Origin of the sequence: Marivirga sp. (genome assembly GCF_051117495.1) — a bacterium.
Taxonomy (GTDB): domain Bacteria; phylum Bacteroidota; class Bacteroidia; order Cytophagales; family Cyclobacteriaceae; genus Marivirga.
In genome coordinates, this window is sequence record NZ_JBNPEF010000026.1 from 1 (window position 1) to 16093 (window position 16093).

The following is a 16093-nucleotide window of genomic DNA, read 5'->3' on the forward strand; positions in this document are numbered from 1 at the left end:
GCGCCTGCCGCGGGCTCCTCGAAATTTAAGTAGCGATTTTTACAAAATCACTCCCTAAATTTCCGAGGTCATAAAACTGTTTCGTAAGCTCTATTTTAGAACTTACACAGTTTATGAGATACTCCCTATTTGACTTTAAATTTTGCTGTAATTTTTTCTACCTCAACTTTTCTATCCCAACTATCCGGCCTTTCAAAATCCTGACCTGATTTAAGTACCTTCGCATTAGGATATGATTTCTTTATTGTTTCCCAATTAGTGTCCTCCCAATGAGCTCTATCCATTTCCAGCAGCCCTACATTCTTTAATGGTCCAGAAACTGCTTTATCGACCAATGGCCACCATAAGCTCTCAGTTTCCCTATCCCATAGCACAAATCCATCTAAGCCGTCCCATACCTCATCATCGTAATAAGTGTAGCCACTCAAGGCAAAAGTAAGCACTTCATCCCCATAAGTTCTTTCGTATATCGCTCCTAAATCAGCCAATACGCAATAGACTGCCATAATAGGATCGCCATTCAGTTCATCATTGACAACTTCATGTCTTGTTAAATCTTTTACTGAATAGGCTTTCACTTCATCTCCTGCATAAGCCACTAAAAACCTTGCGTCATCTTCCCAAAGTTCATCTGCTTCGGCCACAGAGATAAATTCCGGCTCTAACAAAGCTGGAAATGCTTCTCGCCCAATTCCATAATGGAATTGCTCTTTTTTCAAATCTAAATTGCCAATATTAAAATGCTGGCTACTATCCTCGCCCCCGTAAAGTAATTCTTTTCCATCTTGCTTTATGAATTTTCCATTTTCATAAGCAATAGGTCTTTGTTTTTTAGGTGGTTCTTGATCTTTACTCTGTTCTTGGGAATTTATATTTGAGCATGAAAAGAATATGCCCACAATAAGGATTAAAAAAGGATACTTCATTTTTCTTACAATTTTAGGTTTTTGAATTTCCGTATTGAATAAGTTACTTACTCTTTACCAGTATTTATTTTTATATTTAATAATACACCATTTTTCAGGTCTTTACTAAGCGAAATAGTGCCATTCAATTTTTTTATTGCAGATTTAGCTAGGTAAAGTCTTAAACCCTGCCCTTCCAAGTGGTTTACACTAGATTTAAATAATTTTTTGAATTCTTCCTTCCTCTCTTTATCTAGCCAATGACCATTAGCTTCAATCTGAAAGCAATGAAGTCCTTTATCATTACTTGAATATTTTATTTTGAGATAGTCAGCATCGAGATTATTTTTCAAAATAAGATAAAGAAGCTCATGAAAGCTTAAGGAAAATAATTCCGCATCTGTATTAATTAATAGGTCTTCCGGAACCTCAATTATCCAATTTATATTTTGTTCTGGTAAATCTGAATTGATTGAATCAGCTATTTGACTTAACAAAGAAGCTGGTGCTACACTCTTGCAAACCACCTCTGAATTTTTCGCATCATATATTTTGGATATCCCTTTAATTCTAATGATGAGGTCTCCAGTTGTGTTGGATATTCTACTAAGAAAATCTGAAAATTCTTTATTATCAAACTCTATTTTACCCAGATTGCATAAGCCCTGTAAAGTAGCTAATGGCCCCATAATATCATGGGAAGTACGGTATAATAAATTTCTTAATTCGATGTTGAGCTTTAACAATTCTCGAGTCCTTTGTCTTACCCTTGAATCCAGTTCAATATTTTTAATTTCAATTTCATTTTTAGTTTTATCCAATTCCTGGTTTTTGAGCACCAATTCATCATTTACTCGGGTAATCTCATTATTTTGTAAGTATATTTTTTCTTTAAATTGCTCTTCCTGATGAACCCTTTTTTTAAGATATAGGAAAAAGAAAACAATAAACGGAGCTATTAACAATATAGAAATTATAGAATTAATAATGAGTTCTTTTTGCTGAGTTGCTAAAAAAGAAGAGAAATCTTCATCCACTTGAACCAGTCCCACTACCTGGTCTTGTTCATCTGTAATAGGTGCAAATGCAGAAAGCCAAACACCATTTTCACTTTCATAAACATCCAAGATTCCGCCTGTTCTAAAATCTTCTAATAATTTCTGGGGATAACGTTTGTATTGATGTCTGAAATAAGGAGTTTCTGAGGATGATACTATAAATTGAAATTCTGAATTGATACTATCATAAATCATTGTGTAAATGGGGCTTTCCAAATCATTGACTTCCTGTACTTCCTTAATTTGCTGATGAATTTGATAGTAGGAAGAATCTTCCATTGTTGATTGAATGGCATTACGATTTCCATAGCGCATACTTATCTCATTATGCAAGTTACCATCTATTCCTATGGCCGCTGTGCATACAATGGCCTTCAATTTTTTTAAGGTACTTTCCTTACTATCCTCTAAGCCTGAAAAATAATTATAGATTAAAAAGTAAAATATCAGACATAACAAGCCTAAAGAAAAGATTGAAAAAAGTCTAAAGCTACCCTTGATATCCATTATGTAATCAATTTATATAAAGCTTAAAATATAAGAGTTGTATTCTTGTCGTTAGGCGGACAACCAACCAAGTAAAGGTAGCTTTTAAACAAAAAATTATAGATGTTCGCTAATTAATCTGATTCCTCAGTTTTCATAAAGTTTCAAGTCTTCGTAAAAAGAAGGGAAAGAAAACCAATACCCTATCATTTGATCTGCATAAGGTAATTTTTCACCAGTCCTGGAGCCTTCTTTTGCTTCACCGAAAACATTCCATTTATTTCCTTCATCATCTTCCATTACCAATGGAAATTGATTTGAAATTGCAGTAAAGCTGAGTTGTTGACCATCAGTTGTGATATTTTCAAAAGCTACTGCAAAATTATGCTCCTGACTGCCTACCACCACTATCTCATGAAAACTATCATCTTCTATGATGGTCACATTATTTTCAAATTCCTTTATTGGATAAGCTTTGGCTTCTTTATCAAAAATAACGGTGAGCACCCTTTCTTTAGCTGGCAATCGGTTATCACTCTCGCTCACCGGAAATAAAATATTATCGTGATTTGTTTTATAATTTCCATAAGGATAACGGTCATAATTTCTATTGAAACCTGTATTTCTTGAAACTACTTTTGAATCAGGATACATATTTTTCCACGTAGCCCATGTAGTCTCTATAATAGGAACAGTATTCGGTTTTTCTCCAGCCAAATCCCCACTAACGGCCTTCAAATAAATTTGAGACCAATTACTGTCGGTATTTCGATCATAGGGGATTACATTGGTATTATATAATAAGCCAGATACGCCAAAGGTTGTTAAGCCTTGAGAAGTATTTCGGCTCCAAGCGGTGGCCGTTCCGGTCAGCGGGCAATAAATCACTGAAAATTTGCTATTGGAAGATTCATCATTAATGATTTCATGCCAATCCAAAATTTGATGCGGATAAGCCTTTACTTCCCCATTTTCAAGATAACCCACTATTAAATCATCATCGCTAAGAAATGTTGCTTCACTTGCATTAATGAAATTGGGATTATCAATTGCAGGGATTCCGTCTTTTCCTGGGCCTCCGTCAAATACATCATCTCTATTGATAAGCCAGTCATCATCTCCTCCATTATTATTAGGCAATAACCCATCATCATCACATGACTGGGAAAACAAACTCATGACTATTAAAGTCAAAACAAATGTTAAATTTATAGGCTTCATAACTCGTCAAATTTTAAGGTTTTACTTTTATTCAATTTTAAATTATAGAACAAGGAAAAACTGGTCCGATAAGTAGTGGTCAGTTGAGCCCCTTCCAAAGACCTGTAAACTGGTAATTGCACACTGCTTCTAAAGGATAGATTGGGAGATATATTAATGTTTATACCCGGAACAACAGAAGCCCAGACACCCCCTGAACCCGGAAAAGGTCTATCATCAATAAGATCAGGAGGTTGATGTCTGAACCTTCCAAACAAGAAAGCATCTATTGGCCAGCTGGCAAAAAAATTAAAATTGAAGCCAGACGTAATTTGTAAAGTGTTTCCAAATTGATAGGTCTGAGAATTATTATAACTATCATTTGCTCCATTTAATTGGTAAGTGCTTATCAAAAGCCAACTTAAATTCGGACTTAAAAAACCATCTTTTTGAATGAAGTTCCACAGCATTAAATCCCATGAACCAGAGCCTGGTTGCATGTCAGCAGCCATTGTAAATCCATTATTATTCCTTAAATCTGATCTTCCCGTTGGCATTTTGGGGCCAACTCCCGTTATCCATTGCCATTTCTGTTCTAGAGAACTTGAGAGGACACTATATTTAATCAAAAACATAATATCCCCTAAGCCTTGTCCAACCGTAAATTCTGTTTGATCTGAAAACTCATTTTTTATTTTCCTTTCCTGCCTAATGATTGGAATAACCGTAGCTATAGACCATTTTTCACCTATTCCATAGTTGATTTCATTCAGTAGGGAATGTGTCATTCTTTCTCGAGTATCATCAACCAAAAGCTCTCTTTGATCCATCAAATCCCGAAGTACATTTCGGTCATAGGTCATTAAAAACTGAATACTTTGAGCATCGGCTGTTCCTAAGCCCAAACTTCCTCCTAAAGGCACGCCTCCAGAGCAGCAAGCTTGTGCATTGGCTTGACCGTACATAAACAAAAAGCTAATTGCAGTCAGCACTACAGTTTTAATAGGAGTATTTATAAATAAAACAGACTTCATTTTTCCCTTCTTAACACTTATCTAAAGTATTGAATGTCAATTCATTTTATTGTCACAAATTGGACAAAACAAGGTGTTTTTGATGGCTATTTTAATCTATTTTATTGGCTAAGTGGTGTGACTTTAAAACTTAGATTAAAACTATGTAGATTAGAGAATTTGAATTAAATTTAAAAATGGATATTCTTCAATATTTCGATCGGGTCAACCCCTTAAGCGAAAAAGCCAAATTGGCACTAAGAGAAATCACCAAAAGTATGAGTTATAAAAAGAATGAGATCATCCAGCAAGCCGGTAATAGCTGCAAGACCATTTATTTTGTAAAAGAAGGCATCACCCGCATATTTGATTATAAAGATGGAAATGATATAACAGAGCATTTTGCTTTTCCTAGTGATGTGATCGTAAGAGCAGAAAGCCTTTTTACAGGCAAGCCTACCCAAAAAAGTATTGAAACATTAGAGACCACGGAGATTATAGCCATAGATTCGGCAAAGTTGTTTGCACTCTATGACCAGCATCACGACTTGGAAAGGCTGTTTCGTTTGATTTTTGAAAGGGAATATGTCAATACCATCAAAAGATTGGAAAGTTTGCAATTCAAAAATGCTACTGAGCGCTATTCAGAATTATTGGACAAAACTGATTTTGTGCAAAAAATCCCGCTTAAATATATAGCATCTTATTTAGGTATTACTCAGGTGAGTTTAAGTAGAATTAGGGCTATATAATACTAAAAGATGGATTTCAATTATAAAAAATAAAGCTTTAGCTCTAAAATTGTGTTTGTTTTAAACTTATGAATTCATCATTTGAATCTGTTGAAAACAAAAAGAAAACCTCTACGAATCAATTTATACTCGACTGTATAAATGGCTATCAAAAATAATCCGAATATTACCGGTAATATCCCACCAAAACCGAATGACATGCTCAAAATAAAACCCAAATAGTACTCAGGTCTATAGATGGGTACAAATAAAGCAATGGCAAAAGTGAGTAATAAAAGATAATTATGAATTTCTAAAGAACTTTTAAATAACACAGTCAAAATAACACCAAACAAAAAAGCACTTATAAAACCATAAACTTGGGTTTTTGATATTGGTTTTTGCTCATTATTGCTATTTGTATTATTCTTTTGAAGGAAGAACAACGTTATCCAACTAACTATCGGTATGGTTAAAATACCCCACCAATTTGATACCTTGGGCAAATTTTTATTATCAAGTAAATGATGCGATACTACTCCACCCCGAAAATGTTCTAACAAAAGTATTCCTAAAATTAAAAAAGTGATAATAGCGGTCAATATCAGTTTTGTTTTTGTGTCTAATTTAGTACTCATAGTTTTTTATTTTTATCAAAAAAAAATTGTTTGATCAATGCTACTACAATTTTATTTCCAAGGACTCAGCATCATAAACAATAGCTGCCCCCTAATTGAAATCATCAATTAGCGATAATGGAAGATTGTTGGTATTTAGAGTGCAATAAATACATATATTTATTTGCTTTATATAATAAAATAAAAACCTACAAGGCTAATTTCTGCCACTTACATTTTCATATTACTCTCCTAAAAAAGGCTGAACTATATCCATTACCAAATACCAAAAAGGACTAAAATCAAAATCTTTTTGTCTCCCATTAATGGCAACATCAACTACAACTCCTTCATTGGGAAATAAGCATAACAAATTCATACTTCCCTTGCTTACTCCGCCATGGTGAACCATCCAAACAGGCCTACCTTCACCTAAAAGATGTTCAGAAGCGTACTCATAGTAAGAACGCCAACCCAAAGCATATTTTTGTTCATTAATTTCTCCATTGGATAATTTTTGTGGTTCAAAGAACATATTTCTAACCTTTGTAGAAATGAATAAAGTGTCATGGAGCAGAACATTACCCATTTTAACCAAATCGCTGGGTGTTGAAAGCAAACCACCTCCAGCCCATTTATAACTTAGGTTTTGGTCTTGATGTGGGATACCAAAAGTATGCCATTTCCGATACTTTTTATCCGATGAAATTTCGTAAAATTCAGCTTCATACTCAGGCCTTTTTTTAGCATGATCTGCATAGGAATTATCCATATTCATCAGCTGGAAAACATCATTTTCAAGATATGTTAAAAAATCTTTTCCACTAATTTCTTCAACCACTCTACTGGCTAAAACTACATCAAAGGAATTATATTTGAATAGTTCTCCTGGCTTGAATAAAAGAGGAGTATCTTGAAATACTTTAAGCCCTTCTTCTACAGTGTTGAATTGTTTAAAATTTAAAAGGGTATAAAATCCACCTCTAATACCTAAATCCTCATAATCAGGAAACCCGGCTGTATGCGACAATAATTGTCTGGTAGTAAAATCCCAGTTTTTGGTTGGATAATCAGGTAAAATGGTAGCTACTGATTGGTCTAAATTCAATTTATTTTGCTCTACTAATTTCATTACCGCTACGCTGGTAACTGCTTTAGAGGTGCTACCTATTCTATAAGAGGTTTGTGGCGTGGCTTTCAGTCTCTTTTCAATATTAGCATAGCCAATGGCTTCAGACCATACTATTTTATTATCAACACCAATAGCAATAGATGCGGAGGGAACATTCAAGCTGTCCAGTAGAATCTCTAATTTTTTTGAACTAATTTGTATTTGTTCATTAAAAGTTGAGTCAAATACACCTGTTGTCTTGTCATAATTATCCCTATCAGGTAAATGACTCCAACTTACATAATAATATACTAGATAAACTAGAATCACCAGTAGTATGAATATTCCCGAGTATTTTATTTTTTTCATAATGACCTTTATGAGGGTAACAGTCCTAATCAATTTTTACGCAATAATCAAGATATAGAACTTCCGAATATAATCATACGTAATTAATACTAATATTAAATGAAGTTTAAGAATACAATTACGCTAATTTGCGATCCCCAATAAACTGCATTACAGCAAAAAACAAGACAATCAAGCCTACGAAAGCTAAAATCCAAAGGCTCTGAATTGAAAAACCGAATGGGTTGAATAATAAAATAAATATGGTACCTAAAACCCATATTAAATCTAAAATAATTATGGCTTTGACAACTAGTTTTCGCTGTTTTCTTATTTCCAAAAATAGAAAAATAGAAAAACCCATTAATGCACTTCCGATAATTATAAATGGCATGGTTTCCTCTATTCCCAAAAATTCTGAAATCATTGATGGTAAAATTGCGGAAAATATACCGGAAGCACCTGAAAATATTCCGTTTGATAATAAAGCTTTTTGTAATGTGGTCATGATGTGAATTTTTGTTCAAAATTATATCACATCTTATTAATCGGGTTGATATTTTGCGCCAATTCTTAAATAATGAATAAAGTTAGAATGTGATGGTTCAATTTTGTAAATCTGATATAATAGGCTCTGTTTTCACTTCTATTTTTTCATAATAATTTATTGCATTGCTTAAAGCAGATAATTTTAAGGTTAACAATGCATTGAGTTTTACAGCCAATTCAACTTTATTTGTGTTTCCCCATATTTTCTCATAAACTGGGCCAGCCTCAATCACACCTTTATAAAGCGCAAATGACTTTACATAATCTTCCAGAATATTTCCATGTGATTGTATTGTTAATTCTGAATAGAATTTTTGCTCCTCTTGTAATTCAATTAAGTTAGACAACTTACTCACTAATAGCTGATCCAATAAGCCAATATCACCAGAAGCTTTTAATGCATCGAATGTACCTCTGTTGTAGTTTACAAAAGGAGGAATACTGGGACTGAACTCATTCTTTGCAATATAATAGACGGTGTCTAGGGTTGCATCAGGATTATTTAATCGATGTTTTAGAGTGTTTAAACTTTTAAGTTCTTTTTCAAATTGATTCTTGGTTTTTTCAATTGCTATTAAATCCTCAGTTAAATCTTGGGCCAATAAATTTTTATATACATCAAGCCTATTATTCTTTTTTCTTTCTTCATTTAAAGAATTTATTTGCAATGCCATTAACAAACTAAATACGATCAAGATGATCTCGCCAAAAGCATATAAGAGATATTTTCTCAATGACTTTTGACCAGAAGTGGCCATTTTTAATTTAGTTAGCTTGAACATGATTAAAGTATTTTGTCGTGAATTTGCTATTAAAATAAGTAAAATACAGGGATATTGAAATTGATATTTAACGACAACATTATTCATTATGGCTAAAGTAGCAGCTGTCCACCAACAATATCTGTTAGAATATACTGAGGTAATTGGAATCAATAAAGAACAATTACTAAAAGTTTCTAATGAAGACAATGATTATAATTTCTCATTAGAAAAAGGATTAATTGATGCTGAACAGTATTTACTCTTACTTTCAAAGCTAAATACAATCAGTAATATTCCTAATTTCGGATATTTTTTGGGGACTTCTTTAAATGTTAGAACACTAGGGTTTATAGCTCATGTACAAAAACACGCCAAGGATTTTTCTCAAGCCATAGACATTCTTCAGAATTACCTCGAGCATTCTTATGCAATAGTAGATTTAGATGTTTATCAAGAATCAAATCACCTCATAATAAAGCTTGGAGCTAGTGAGGATTTAGGAGCTTGTCAAAATATAGTTTTAGAGGCGATTTTTAATTTTATAATCCGAGAACTGAAAGGAATACTACCTGACATCTCTTTTTTTGAAAAGGTGTACATACCCCCATCTTTTATTCCTTCAACACTTGAACAACTAAATATACCTTACTCATTTGAAGAGATTAATCCGACTATAGTTTTATCTGCTTCGGTATTGGATATAAACCTAAATAAAAAACATTCTGTGGACATAACTTCTGCTTTGACTGGTTATTTAGCATTGCTTGAAAAAAACCACAGTCATTTAGGAGAATTTTCAGGTCGAGTTAAGAAAATGGCTTTATCTATGTGCTGTCCTGAGCCACCCAACTTAGACTATGTAGCTTCTCAATTTTTCATGACCAAACGCTCTTTTCAAAGAAAACTAGCAAATGAAGGAAATACTTTTAGAGAAATAATTGATGCTATCCGACAGGAGATGTCAAGTTTCTTGGAAATGAGTTCTGATTTAAAAATCAATGATATTTCCTATCTACTAGGGTATAGTGAAAGTAGTGCTTATTTACATGCTCGAAACAGATGGAATCAGCCAATTGAACTGACGAAAAATGTAGAATATTCAGAATTGGCATAAAATATCAACTACAATCATTTGACTTGCTTCAATTTTACAAAAATTAAAATAATAAAAAAGATGAAAAAAATTGTCGCATATGCTGTCCTAATATTATTGTTATCAGCTTGTGGTTTAAAAGACCTTAGATCTAAAAAACTTATAGCTGATGGTTTAAGTGAACAAAATGTTGAAAAAGGAAAGACTATCTTGAAAAATGTGGTCACCCAACAAAATCTTAAAAAATTAGAGGATTATGGTGTTTACACACTAATTGCCAAAGATGAGTGGTATAAACAATATGGAATGAACATGAACCCATGGCCGGGAGAAAATGGAGTATTGCTCGAAATTCAATCAGCTTTTAACACATTTGATAGTCGTGTCAAGTGGTTAGAGGGACCTATGAAATCTGATATTTACGGGATTCAATCTTGGCAAGCATATCATATCCCTAACAATGAGGATATTAAAAAAATAACAGATAAAAAAATAGAATTCATCATTCCCACAATGCAATATTTTATCGAGTTACCCTATCGCTTGATGAATGCACCAATTATATCCTACATGGGAGAAGAAAACTGGAATGGCAATGATTACCAAAGGGTTTTTGTTAGTTGGGACAGTCCAGAACCTAATCATAACGATCAATATATTTTATATATAAATCCGGAAACCAATAGAGTAGAAAGAACTACTTATACCATCAGGGATAATTTTATGTGGACACCAAAGAATTTCTATGGTACTGCAGTATATAGCGATTTTAAGGAAATTGAGGGAATAGAGCTACCTCATAAAATGGAAGTTTTTCCTTTTGATGATACGGACGGTAAAATAGTACACAGATTTACTATCGAACAAGTAGAACTGGGAAATTTTGATAAGAATATTTTATATCCGTTTAATGACTTGACTGTTATTGGAGATGCTAAAGTTGACTAATTAAGATTAATTTTTCATTAATGTTAAAATTTTGGTTTAATGCCCTAAGATGAAATGACTTGAAAAATATAGCTCTAATCAACAATAATAATTTAATTGAGCTAGAATGCTATTAAGTTATGTGGTGATAAGAATAAGGGGCTTAACTCATATTAAAAATCGTCTGACGGTTTAGCATATTGACATTGTCAGATGATTTTTCATTAACAACAATTTTTATTTTGTTGAACTGGAGGGCAATCTACTGTTCCATAACTACAATAGACACAGCAATCACCAGCTTGCGGTTTTAAAACTGTTTTACAATTTTCACACTCATAGAAGAATTGACAAGCATCTGTTGGCATTTCTTCTGTTTTTTCGTGCCCGCAGTTGGGACATTTTATAGTTGAATCTAATTTTACTTCCATTATATAATTATTTATTTAAGCAAATTTTTAAATATAAAAGCCAAAATAATTACTTTTGACTTATAACTTTATAACCCGTGCCGTTTATCACAGCTTTAATTTCCTCACTAGTTACTTTTGACTTATCGTATTTTACAGTGGCATCAGCATCTTCATAACTCGCATCTACCTCCACTATACCGCTCAGCTTATTAACATCATTTTCTATATGCGAAGCACAGCCATTACAGGTCATCCCCTTGATTTCGAAAGTGGCAGTTTCTAAATTATCACTTTCCACCACTATGGTCTGTTTTTGATTTTGAGAAGGATAAAACATATCTGCATATAAAGGAAAAGCCATCATCACCACGGCAAAAAAAGTTACAATTCCGAGAAACTTCTTGCTTTGCCAAAAATTGGGTTTCTCATCGTCTTCACACGCGCAAGCTATTTCCTCTTCCGTTCGAAGTTTCAATTTCTGATACCAGGCAAAAGCTAAAACCAGTATGGTCACTGCTATTAGATAAGGTCTCAAAGGATCTAACCACGAAAAAGTAGAAGCAATGCCGGACGCACCTGAAACTAGGGCTAAGACTGGGGTGATACAGCATAGTGATGCTGCAATTGCCGATACTAATCCTGCGCCCAATAGTTTATTGTTATGATTGGATTCAATATTTGAGTTTTCCTGAGTAGTCATATCTTTTCTTTTTTGTCACTAGTTGTAATTTCTTGAAACAAGGGTTTTAAAAGCCCCAAATGCTCTTCATTAATTGCATAAAAGATAGTTTGGCCGCTTCGTTTTCCTGTAATGATATTTCGGTCCTTCATTTTTCGAATGTGCTGAGATATTGCAGGAATACTCATTCCCAAAATATCAGACAGATCACATGGGCATAATTGGCCCTCTTGTTCTAAAAGGTAAAGTATTTTCAGTCTAACTTCATTACCGGTTAAATTCAGGATGCTACTCAGCTTACTGAATGATTCTTTGTTTTCTTTGAGGTTTTCTTTGCACTGCTGAATCTGTACCTCATCAGCCAATACCCTTATACATGATTGATTTTTATCCATGATCACTTTATTTTTCTTTCATAACGGATGCAACTTATTTTAGTTCATTATTTAAGCAAATACTTAAATACAAATTGAAACCTACTTTTTGATTAAATATTTACGCTCACTAGACGCCTGATGGGAAGATGTACAAATGGTTATTTAGGTGAAGAAATAGTGTGTTTTTGCTTTACAGTGTTTGAGGATATTATGAATACAGATTGCAAATTCCTATCTTTGAATCTGATGAATTTATTTAAACAAATAAAGGCCTTTCTACTTTTAAGCGTATTGCTGTTTGCATTGGGACATAATGCATTTCCGCATGTGCATCATCAGCACCAACATAGTAATGATAAGGAGAATCAAGTTCATCATCATTCTCATGATCACAGCCAACAGCATGAAAGTCATCAACATGGAAACCACCAACATGAGGATAATTCTGAAGATTGGAAAGATTTAAATTTTCTTCAAGCCTTACTTGATGGGCATTCATCGACCAATCATACACATCAGTACACTCCTTTATTATTAGAACCCTTAAAGTCAAAAAAACAGTTTGATCAAAAGTTAATTCATAATTTTGGGCAGGTTGAAATTGTAGTCCCTCATAGGGAAGCAGATTTAAAACCGGGCTTTATTGGTTTAATCTATCCTTATGATTCGGTTAATTTATCCATAAATCCACTCAGAGGTCCTCCTTCTAAAGTTTAATTTAGATGGCTGTGAACTAAGCATGGCCTACATCAATCATGATGTAAAATTACATATCAGACTCTATTAAAATTATATAAAATGTATAAAACCATTGTGTTCATACTTTGGTGTTGTACGCTTTCAGGACTGGCATATGCTCAGACGCCTACAATAGAAAGTGTGCTAACTCAAGTAGAGCAAAATAATAAATCATTAAAGGCTTTTGCCGATTATTTGAACAGCCAAAAGCTTGTTTTGAGAAGCGGTAATAATCTAGCTGATCTTCAATTTGGTGCTTTTTATCTGCCGATTGCTGATCATACAGATGCTAATTATACCGAATTTCAATTTAGTCAGACGATTGAATTCCCCACTGTTTATGGCGCGAGAGGAAATTTGATTGATGAAAAAGTAGCAAAGCTGGAATTAGCCTATAGGTCAAAGCGCCAAGAAGTCTTAGCTCAAGCTAAAGAATTCTGTCAGCATTTGATCTATCTCCAAAAGCAAATTGCAATTGAAGAAACCAGACTTGAACAGGCTGAAAAGGTTTTTGAGCAGGTTAAGGAACTCTTTGCGAAGGAACAGGTAGGGATAATGGAGATGAATAAGGCAAAAGTTGCCTGGCTGCAGGATCAGTTTAAAATTCAGGAACTGGAGAATGAACTCAATACTGTGGCTTTGCAATTAAAAAGCTTAAATGGTGATGAACCCATTGCATTCGCTTCCGATACTTATGAAAATTCTTTAACGGTATCAGAAAGAGATAGTATTTGGCAGGAAAAATTAGGTTTAGATCCAGCGCTTTTGAAGTTAGAGCAAGAACAGCTCATTGCGCAACAATCTCTGAAACTTGCAAAAAATAAAGTGCTTCCCAATATCACAGCAGGGTTCAACAGCCAAGGTATTCCTGGGGAGCGGTTTTCAGGTTTATATGCAGGGATCAGTATTCCATTGTGGAGTAATCGGAATAAGGTGAAAGCAGCAGCTTCAGAACTTCAATTTCAGGAGAGCTTTAAAAATGCTGAAACTTTTCAGCACTACGCTGATTTTGAAAAGCAGTATAATCGGTATCAGCTTATGAAGGAAAAATATGAGGCTTATGAAAGCACGCTAAATTCCTTAAATAGTGATCAACTGTTGTTCAAAGCTTACAAATCAGGTGAACTTTCATTTCTGGATTATTTTGCGGAATTGCAGTTCTACAGAAAAGCATATGATGAAATGCTGCGGATGCAGTATGAATTACATATATCGCAAACTCAATTATTAAAACATCAATTGTAAAATTTAAAAACAAAGAATTATGAAAATCAGAAATATAATACTCGCATTTACTTTTTTATTCGCTATAGCTTGTTCAAGCAAAAAATCAGAATCAGAAGACCATGGCCATGCGCATGATTCGGAATCTGCAACGCATACTGAAGAGGCTCATGGCCACAGCCATGAAGGGACTGAAGGTGATCACGGACATGAACATGAAGAACATCATGAACAAGAAGAATTTATCGTTGAGGAGGACTCATCAGAAATGAAACAATCAGGTACTCATAAGCATGAGGACGGTTCCGAGCATCACGATCATTAATCATTAAAAAACAGAAGAGATATGCGATATATAGTAATATTCCTTTCGTTGCTGGCATTTTCTTGCCAGCCAACGGAAGATCATGGTCATGCACACGATGAAAATGGTGGTCATGCAGCTGACGAAGGAAATAGACCATCAGTAGATTATACTGTTTGGACAAAAAACACTGAGCTTTTTGTAGAGTTTCCTGTTTTGGTCGTAGGTCAGACCAGTCGCTTTGCAGCTCATTTTACTAAGATGAATCAACATAAGCCTGTTAAAAAAGGTAGTGTTACAGTGAGTTTGATAAAAGCAGGAAAAGGAATTAGACATACTGTGGAAAATCCTTCTTCCCCTGGTATATTCACCCCATCTTTACAACCTAAGGCTGCTGGTATTTATACCGTAGTGTTTGATTTAAAAACACCTAGCTATTCTGACAGAATAGTACTTAATGAAGTTCAGGTGTTTGAAAGTATCGAGGCAGCCCAAAATGCTGAAGGATTAGCTAGTGAAGATGGAAATGCGATTACTTTTCTTAAGGAGCAAGCTTGGAAAATGGAATTTCAGACAGCACCAGTTGAGTTAAAAACGATTTATGAAACCATCTCAACATCGGGTATTTGGATGGTAGATCCAAATGCTTATCAAAGTCTGGTAGCGCCTGCATCTGGAAAGGTAAATTTTCTTGGAAATTCGCTGCTTGAAGGAACTCAGGTACGGAAAGGTCAGCTGCTTATGACCGTTAGTAGTGCTGGTTTAACCACCAATAACCTGAATGCTGAAATCCAAAAAGCAAAGGCGGAGTACGATAAAGCAAAATCAGAATATGAACGAAAAAAATCTCTTTTTGAGGATGAAATTGTTCCTAAATCTGAATGGGAATCCGTAAAGCAACGCTACCAGATAGCAAAAACCAATTATGAAACTTTGGTAAATGGCTATAGGTCTGGAGGAAAGCAAATTGTGGCACCTACAGATGGCTATGTAAAATCGCTAGAGGTTGAAAATGGCAACTTTGTTGAGCAAGGTAAAAAACTCATCAGTATAGCTGAACACAAAGGGTCATTACTAGAAATTCAGATTAGCCAAAAAAATAATGTGGCCCTAGATCTTATCCATAATATCTGGTATCAACCAAGCCCTAATAAATGGTCAAATTTAAGGGAAACCGCAGGGCGCATTCTTACAAAAAGCAAGGAGGTATCGCCAAATGATCCATTACTTTCTCTTTTTGCTTCGGTAACAGAAGAAGTGGAAATGCCAGAAGGAAGTTTTACAGCTGCACAAATTGCAATAGGAGAAGGTAAAGAAAGTCTGGTTATTCCGTCTAGTGCCCTTTTAGAAGACTATGGTCAATTTTCTGTAATGGTTCAACTCTCCGGTGAAAGTTTCAAAAGACGAAATGTTGTTATTGGAAACCGAAACGGAAATGAAGTGGAGGTTTTGGATGGTTTATCTGCTGAAGAGGTAGTCGTTAGTAAAGGAGCTTATCAGGTGAAAATGGCTTCCATGTCTGGACAAGCGCCTGCACACGGACATTCACATTAAAA

18 protein-coding genes are annotated in these 16093 nt (G+C 34.3%); 7 read left to right on the forward strand and 11 right to left on the reverse strand.

The window, feature by feature from the left end; genetic code table 11:
• Nucleotides 1–125: 125 nt before the first annotated feature.
• From ACFE0M_RS13420 to ACFE0M_RS13435, 4 genes are all read right to left on the reverse strand, one after another.
• Nucleotides 126–926: a DUF3179 domain-containing (seleno)protein gene (locus ACFE0M_RS13420; protein WP_434546287.1), complete on the reverse strand. Its 801-nt coding sequence runs from the start codon at nucleotides 924–926 to the stop codon at nucleotides 126–128.
• Between the two features lie 47 nt (nucleotides 927–973).
• Nucleotides 974–2470 (reverse strand): sensor histidine kinase, encoded by a 1497-nt coding sequence (locus ACFE0M_RS13425; protein ID WP_434546288.1) that lies wholly within the window; start codon nucleotides 2468–2470, stop codon nucleotides 974–976.
• Nucleotides 2471–2596: 126 nt separating this feature from the next.
• Nucleotides 2597–3670 carry a DUF3179 domain-containing protein gene (locus ACFE0M_RS13430; RefSeq protein ID WP_434546289.1) on the reverse strand — a complete coding sequence of 358 codons (1074 nt, stop codon included), beginning with the start codon at nucleotides 3668–3670 and terminating at the stop codon, nucleotides 2597–2599.
• Nucleotides 3667–4683, reverse strand: coding sequence for a hypothetical protein (locus ACFE0M_RS13435; protein ID WP_434546290.1), 1017 nt, complete (start codon nucleotides 4681–4683; stop codon nucleotides 3667–3669). Before ACFE0M_RS13435 ends, ACFE0M_RS13430 begins: the two co-directional genes overlap by 4 nt.
• A 176-nt stretch (nucleotides 4684–4859) precedes the next feature.
• Between ACFE0M_RS13435 and ACFE0M_RS13440 the strand changes: the two genes are divergently transcribed.
• A complete protein-coding gene (locus ACFE0M_RS13440; RefSeq protein WP_434546291.1) occupies nucleotides 4860–5414 on the forward strand; it encodes a Crp/Fnr family transcriptional regulator in 555 nt (184 codons plus the stop codon).
• A 77-nt stretch (nucleotides 5415–5491) separates the two neighbouring features.
• Here the strand turns inward: ACFE0M_RS13440 and ACFE0M_RS13445 are convergent, their stop codons facing one another.
• The 4 genes from ACFE0M_RS13445 to ACFE0M_RS13460 all read right to left on the reverse strand — a co-directional run bounded on the left by ACFE0M_RS13445 (nucleotide 5492) and on the right by ACFE0M_RS13460 (nucleotide 8800).
• The gene (locus ACFE0M_RS13445) at nucleotides 5492–6031 is read right to left on the reverse strand and encodes a hypothetical protein (RefSeq protein ID WP_434546292.1); all 540 of its coding nucleotides are present in this window, start codon (nucleotides 6029–6031) and stop codon (nucleotides 5492–5494) included.
• Nucleotides 6032–6254: 223 nt separating this feature from the next.
• Entirely contained in the window at nucleotides 6255–7490 is a 1236-nt protein-coding gene (locus ACFE0M_RS13450) for a serine hydrolase domain-containing protein (protein ID WP_434546293.1), read from the reverse strand.
• 118 nt (nucleotides 7491–7608) lie between these two features.
• On the reverse strand, nucleotides 7609–7977 hold the full coding sequence (locus ACFE0M_RS13455) for a hypothetical protein (RefSeq protein ID WP_434546294.1): 369 nt from the start codon (nucleotides 7975–7977) through the stop codon (nucleotides 7609–7611).
• Nucleotides 7978–8074: 97 nt separating this feature from the next.
• The gene (locus ACFE0M_RS13460; protein WP_434546295.1) at nucleotides 8075–8800 is read right to left on the reverse strand and encodes a DUF6090 family protein; all 726 of its coding nucleotides are present in this window, start codon (nucleotides 8798–8800) and stop codon (nucleotides 8075–8077) included.
• A gap of 88 nt (nucleotides 8801–8888) precedes the next feature.
• On the opposite strand from ACFE0M_RS13460, the gene ACFE0M_RS13465 reads away from it, so the two are divergent.
• Nucleotides 8889–9896, forward strand: coding sequence for an AraC family transcriptional regulator ligand-binding domain-containing protein (locus tag ACFE0M_RS13465; protein WP_434546296.1), 1008 nt, complete (start codon nucleotides 8889–8891; stop codon nucleotides 9894–9896).
• 60 nt (nucleotides 9897–9956) lie between these two features.
• Nucleotides 9957–10823, forward strand: coding sequence for a hypothetical protein (locus ACFE0M_RS13470; RefSeq protein WP_434546297.1), 867 nt, complete (start codon nucleotides 9957–9959; stop codon nucleotides 10821–10823).
• A gap of 203 nt (nucleotides 10824–11026) precedes the next feature.
• Here ACFE0M_RS13470 and ACFE0M_RS13475 read toward each other — a convergent pair whose 3' ends face one another.
• The 3 genes from ACFE0M_RS13475 to ACFE0M_RS13485 are packed head-to-tail and all read right to left on the reverse strand — an operon-like array spanning nucleotide 11027 to nucleotide 12289.
• Entirely contained in the window at nucleotides 11027–11233 is a 207-nt protein-coding gene (locus ACFE0M_RS13475; RefSeq protein WP_434546298.1) for a GDCCVxC domain-containing (seleno)protein, read from the reverse strand.
• Nucleotides 11234–11282: 49 nt separating this feature from the next.
• Nucleotides 11283–11915, reverse strand: a complete 633-nt coding sequence (gene merTP, locus ACFE0M_RS13480) for a mercuric transport protein MerTP (RefSeq protein ID WP_434546299.1) — start codon at nucleotides 11913–11915, stop codon at nucleotides 11283–11285.
• Nucleotides 11912–12289, reverse strand: coding sequence for an ArsR/SmtB family transcription factor (locus tag ACFE0M_RS13485; protein WP_434546300.1), 378 nt, complete (start codon nucleotides 12287–12289; stop codon nucleotides 11912–11914). The genes merTP and ACFE0M_RS13485 overlap by 4 nt, the downstream gene beginning before the upstream one ends.
• Nucleotides 12290–12517: 228 nt before the next feature.
• Between ACFE0M_RS13485 and ACFE0M_RS13490 the strand changes: the two genes are divergently transcribed.
• The 4 genes from ACFE0M_RS13490 (at nucleotide 12518) to ACFE0M_RS13505 (ending at nucleotide 16091) form a co-directional block, all read left to right on the forward strand.
• Nucleotides 12518–12988: a hypothetical protein gene (locus ACFE0M_RS13490; RefSeq protein ID WP_434546301.1), complete on the forward strand. Its 471-nt coding sequence runs from the start codon at nucleotides 12518–12520 to the stop codon at nucleotides 12986–12988.
• A gap of 81 nt (nucleotides 12989–13069) precedes the next feature.
• Nucleotides 13070–14254 carry a TolC family protein gene (locus ACFE0M_RS13495; RefSeq protein WP_434546302.1) on the forward strand — a complete coding sequence of 395 codons (1185 nt, stop codon included), beginning with the start codon at nucleotides 13070–13072 and terminating at the stop codon, nucleotides 14252–14254.
• A 19-nt stretch (nucleotides 14255–14273) separates the two neighbouring features.
• Nucleotides 14274–14558 (forward strand): hypothetical protein, encoded by a 285-nt coding sequence (locus ACFE0M_RS13500; protein ID WP_434546303.1) that lies wholly within the window; start codon nucleotides 14274–14276, stop codon nucleotides 14556–14558.
• A gap of 21 nt (nucleotides 14559–14579) precedes the next feature.
• Nucleotides 14580–16091 (forward strand): efflux RND transporter periplasmic adaptor subunit, encoded by a 1512-nt coding sequence (locus ACFE0M_RS13505; RefSeq protein ID WP_434546304.1) that lies wholly within the window; start codon nucleotides 14580–14582, stop codon nucleotides 16089–16091.
• Nucleotides 16092–16093: the final 2 nt, after the last annotated feature.

Coding starts and splice junctions, on each gene's coding strand:
- ACFE0M_RS13420 (WP_434546287.1), bottom strand. CDS start 926: ATGAAGTATCCTTTTTTAATCCTTATTGTGGGCATATTCTTTTCATGC.
- ACFE0M_RS13425 (WP_434546288.1), bottom strand. CDS start 2,470: ATGGATATCAAGGGTAGCTTTAGACTTTTTTCAATCTTTTCTTTAGGC.
- ACFE0M_RS13430 (WP_434546289.1), bottom strand. CDS start 3,670: ATGAAGCCTATAAATTTAACATTTGTTTTGACTTTAATAGTCATGAGT.
- ACFE0M_RS13435 (WP_434546290.1), bottom strand. CDS start 4,683: ATGAAGTCTGTTTTATTTATAAATACTCCTATTAAAACTGTAGTGCTG.
- ACFE0M_RS13440 (WP_434546291.1), top strand. CDS start 4,860: ATGGATATTCTTCAATATTTCGATCGGGTCAACCCCTTAAGCGAAAAA.
- ACFE0M_RS13445 (WP_434546292.1), bottom strand. CDS start 6,031: ATGAGTACTAAATTAGACACAAAAACAAAACTGATATTGACCGCTATT.
- ACFE0M_RS13450 (WP_434546293.1), bottom strand. CDS start 7,490: ATGAAAAAAATAAAATACTCGGGAATATTCATACTACTGGTGATTCTA.
- ACFE0M_RS13455 (WP_434546294.1), bottom strand. CDS start 7,977: ATGACCACATTACAAAAAGCTTTATTATCAAACGGAATATTTTCAGGT.
- ACFE0M_RS13460 (WP_434546295.1), bottom strand. CDS start 8,800: ATGTTCAAGCTAACTAAATTAAAAATGGCCACTTCTGGTCAAAAGTCA.
- ACFE0M_RS13465 (WP_434546296.1), top strand. CDS start 8,889: ATGGCTAAAGTAGCAGCTGTCCACCAACAATATCTGTTAGAATATACT.
- ACFE0M_RS13470 (WP_434546297.1), top strand. CDS start 9,957: ATGAAAAAAATTGTCGCATATGCTGTCCTAATATTATTGTTATCAGCT.
- ACFE0M_RS13475 (WP_434546298.1), bottom strand. CDS start 11,233: ATGGAAGTAAAATTAGATTCAACTATAAAATGTCCCAACTGCGGGCAC.
- merTP (WP_434546299.1), bottom strand. CDS start 11,915: ATGACTACTCAGGAAAACTCAAATATTGAATCCAATCATAACAATAAA.
- ACFE0M_RS13485 (WP_434546300.1), bottom strand. CDS start 12,289: ATGGATAAAAATCAATCATGTATAAGGGTATTGGCTGATGAGGTACAG.
- ACFE0M_RS13490 (WP_434546301.1), top strand. CDS start 12,518: ATGAATTTATTTAAACAAATAAAGGCCTTTCTACTTTTAAGCGTATTG.
- ACFE0M_RS13495 (WP_434546302.1), top strand. CDS start 13,070: ATGTATAAAACCATTGTGTTCATACTTTGGTGTTGTACGCTTTCAGGA.
- ACFE0M_RS13500 (WP_434546303.1), top strand. CDS start 14,274: ATGAAAATCAGAAATATAATACTCGCATTTACTTTTTTATTCGCTATA.
- ACFE0M_RS13505 (WP_434546304.1), top strand. CDS start 14,580: ATGCGATATATAGTAATATTCCTTTCGTTGCTGGCATTTTCTTGCCAG.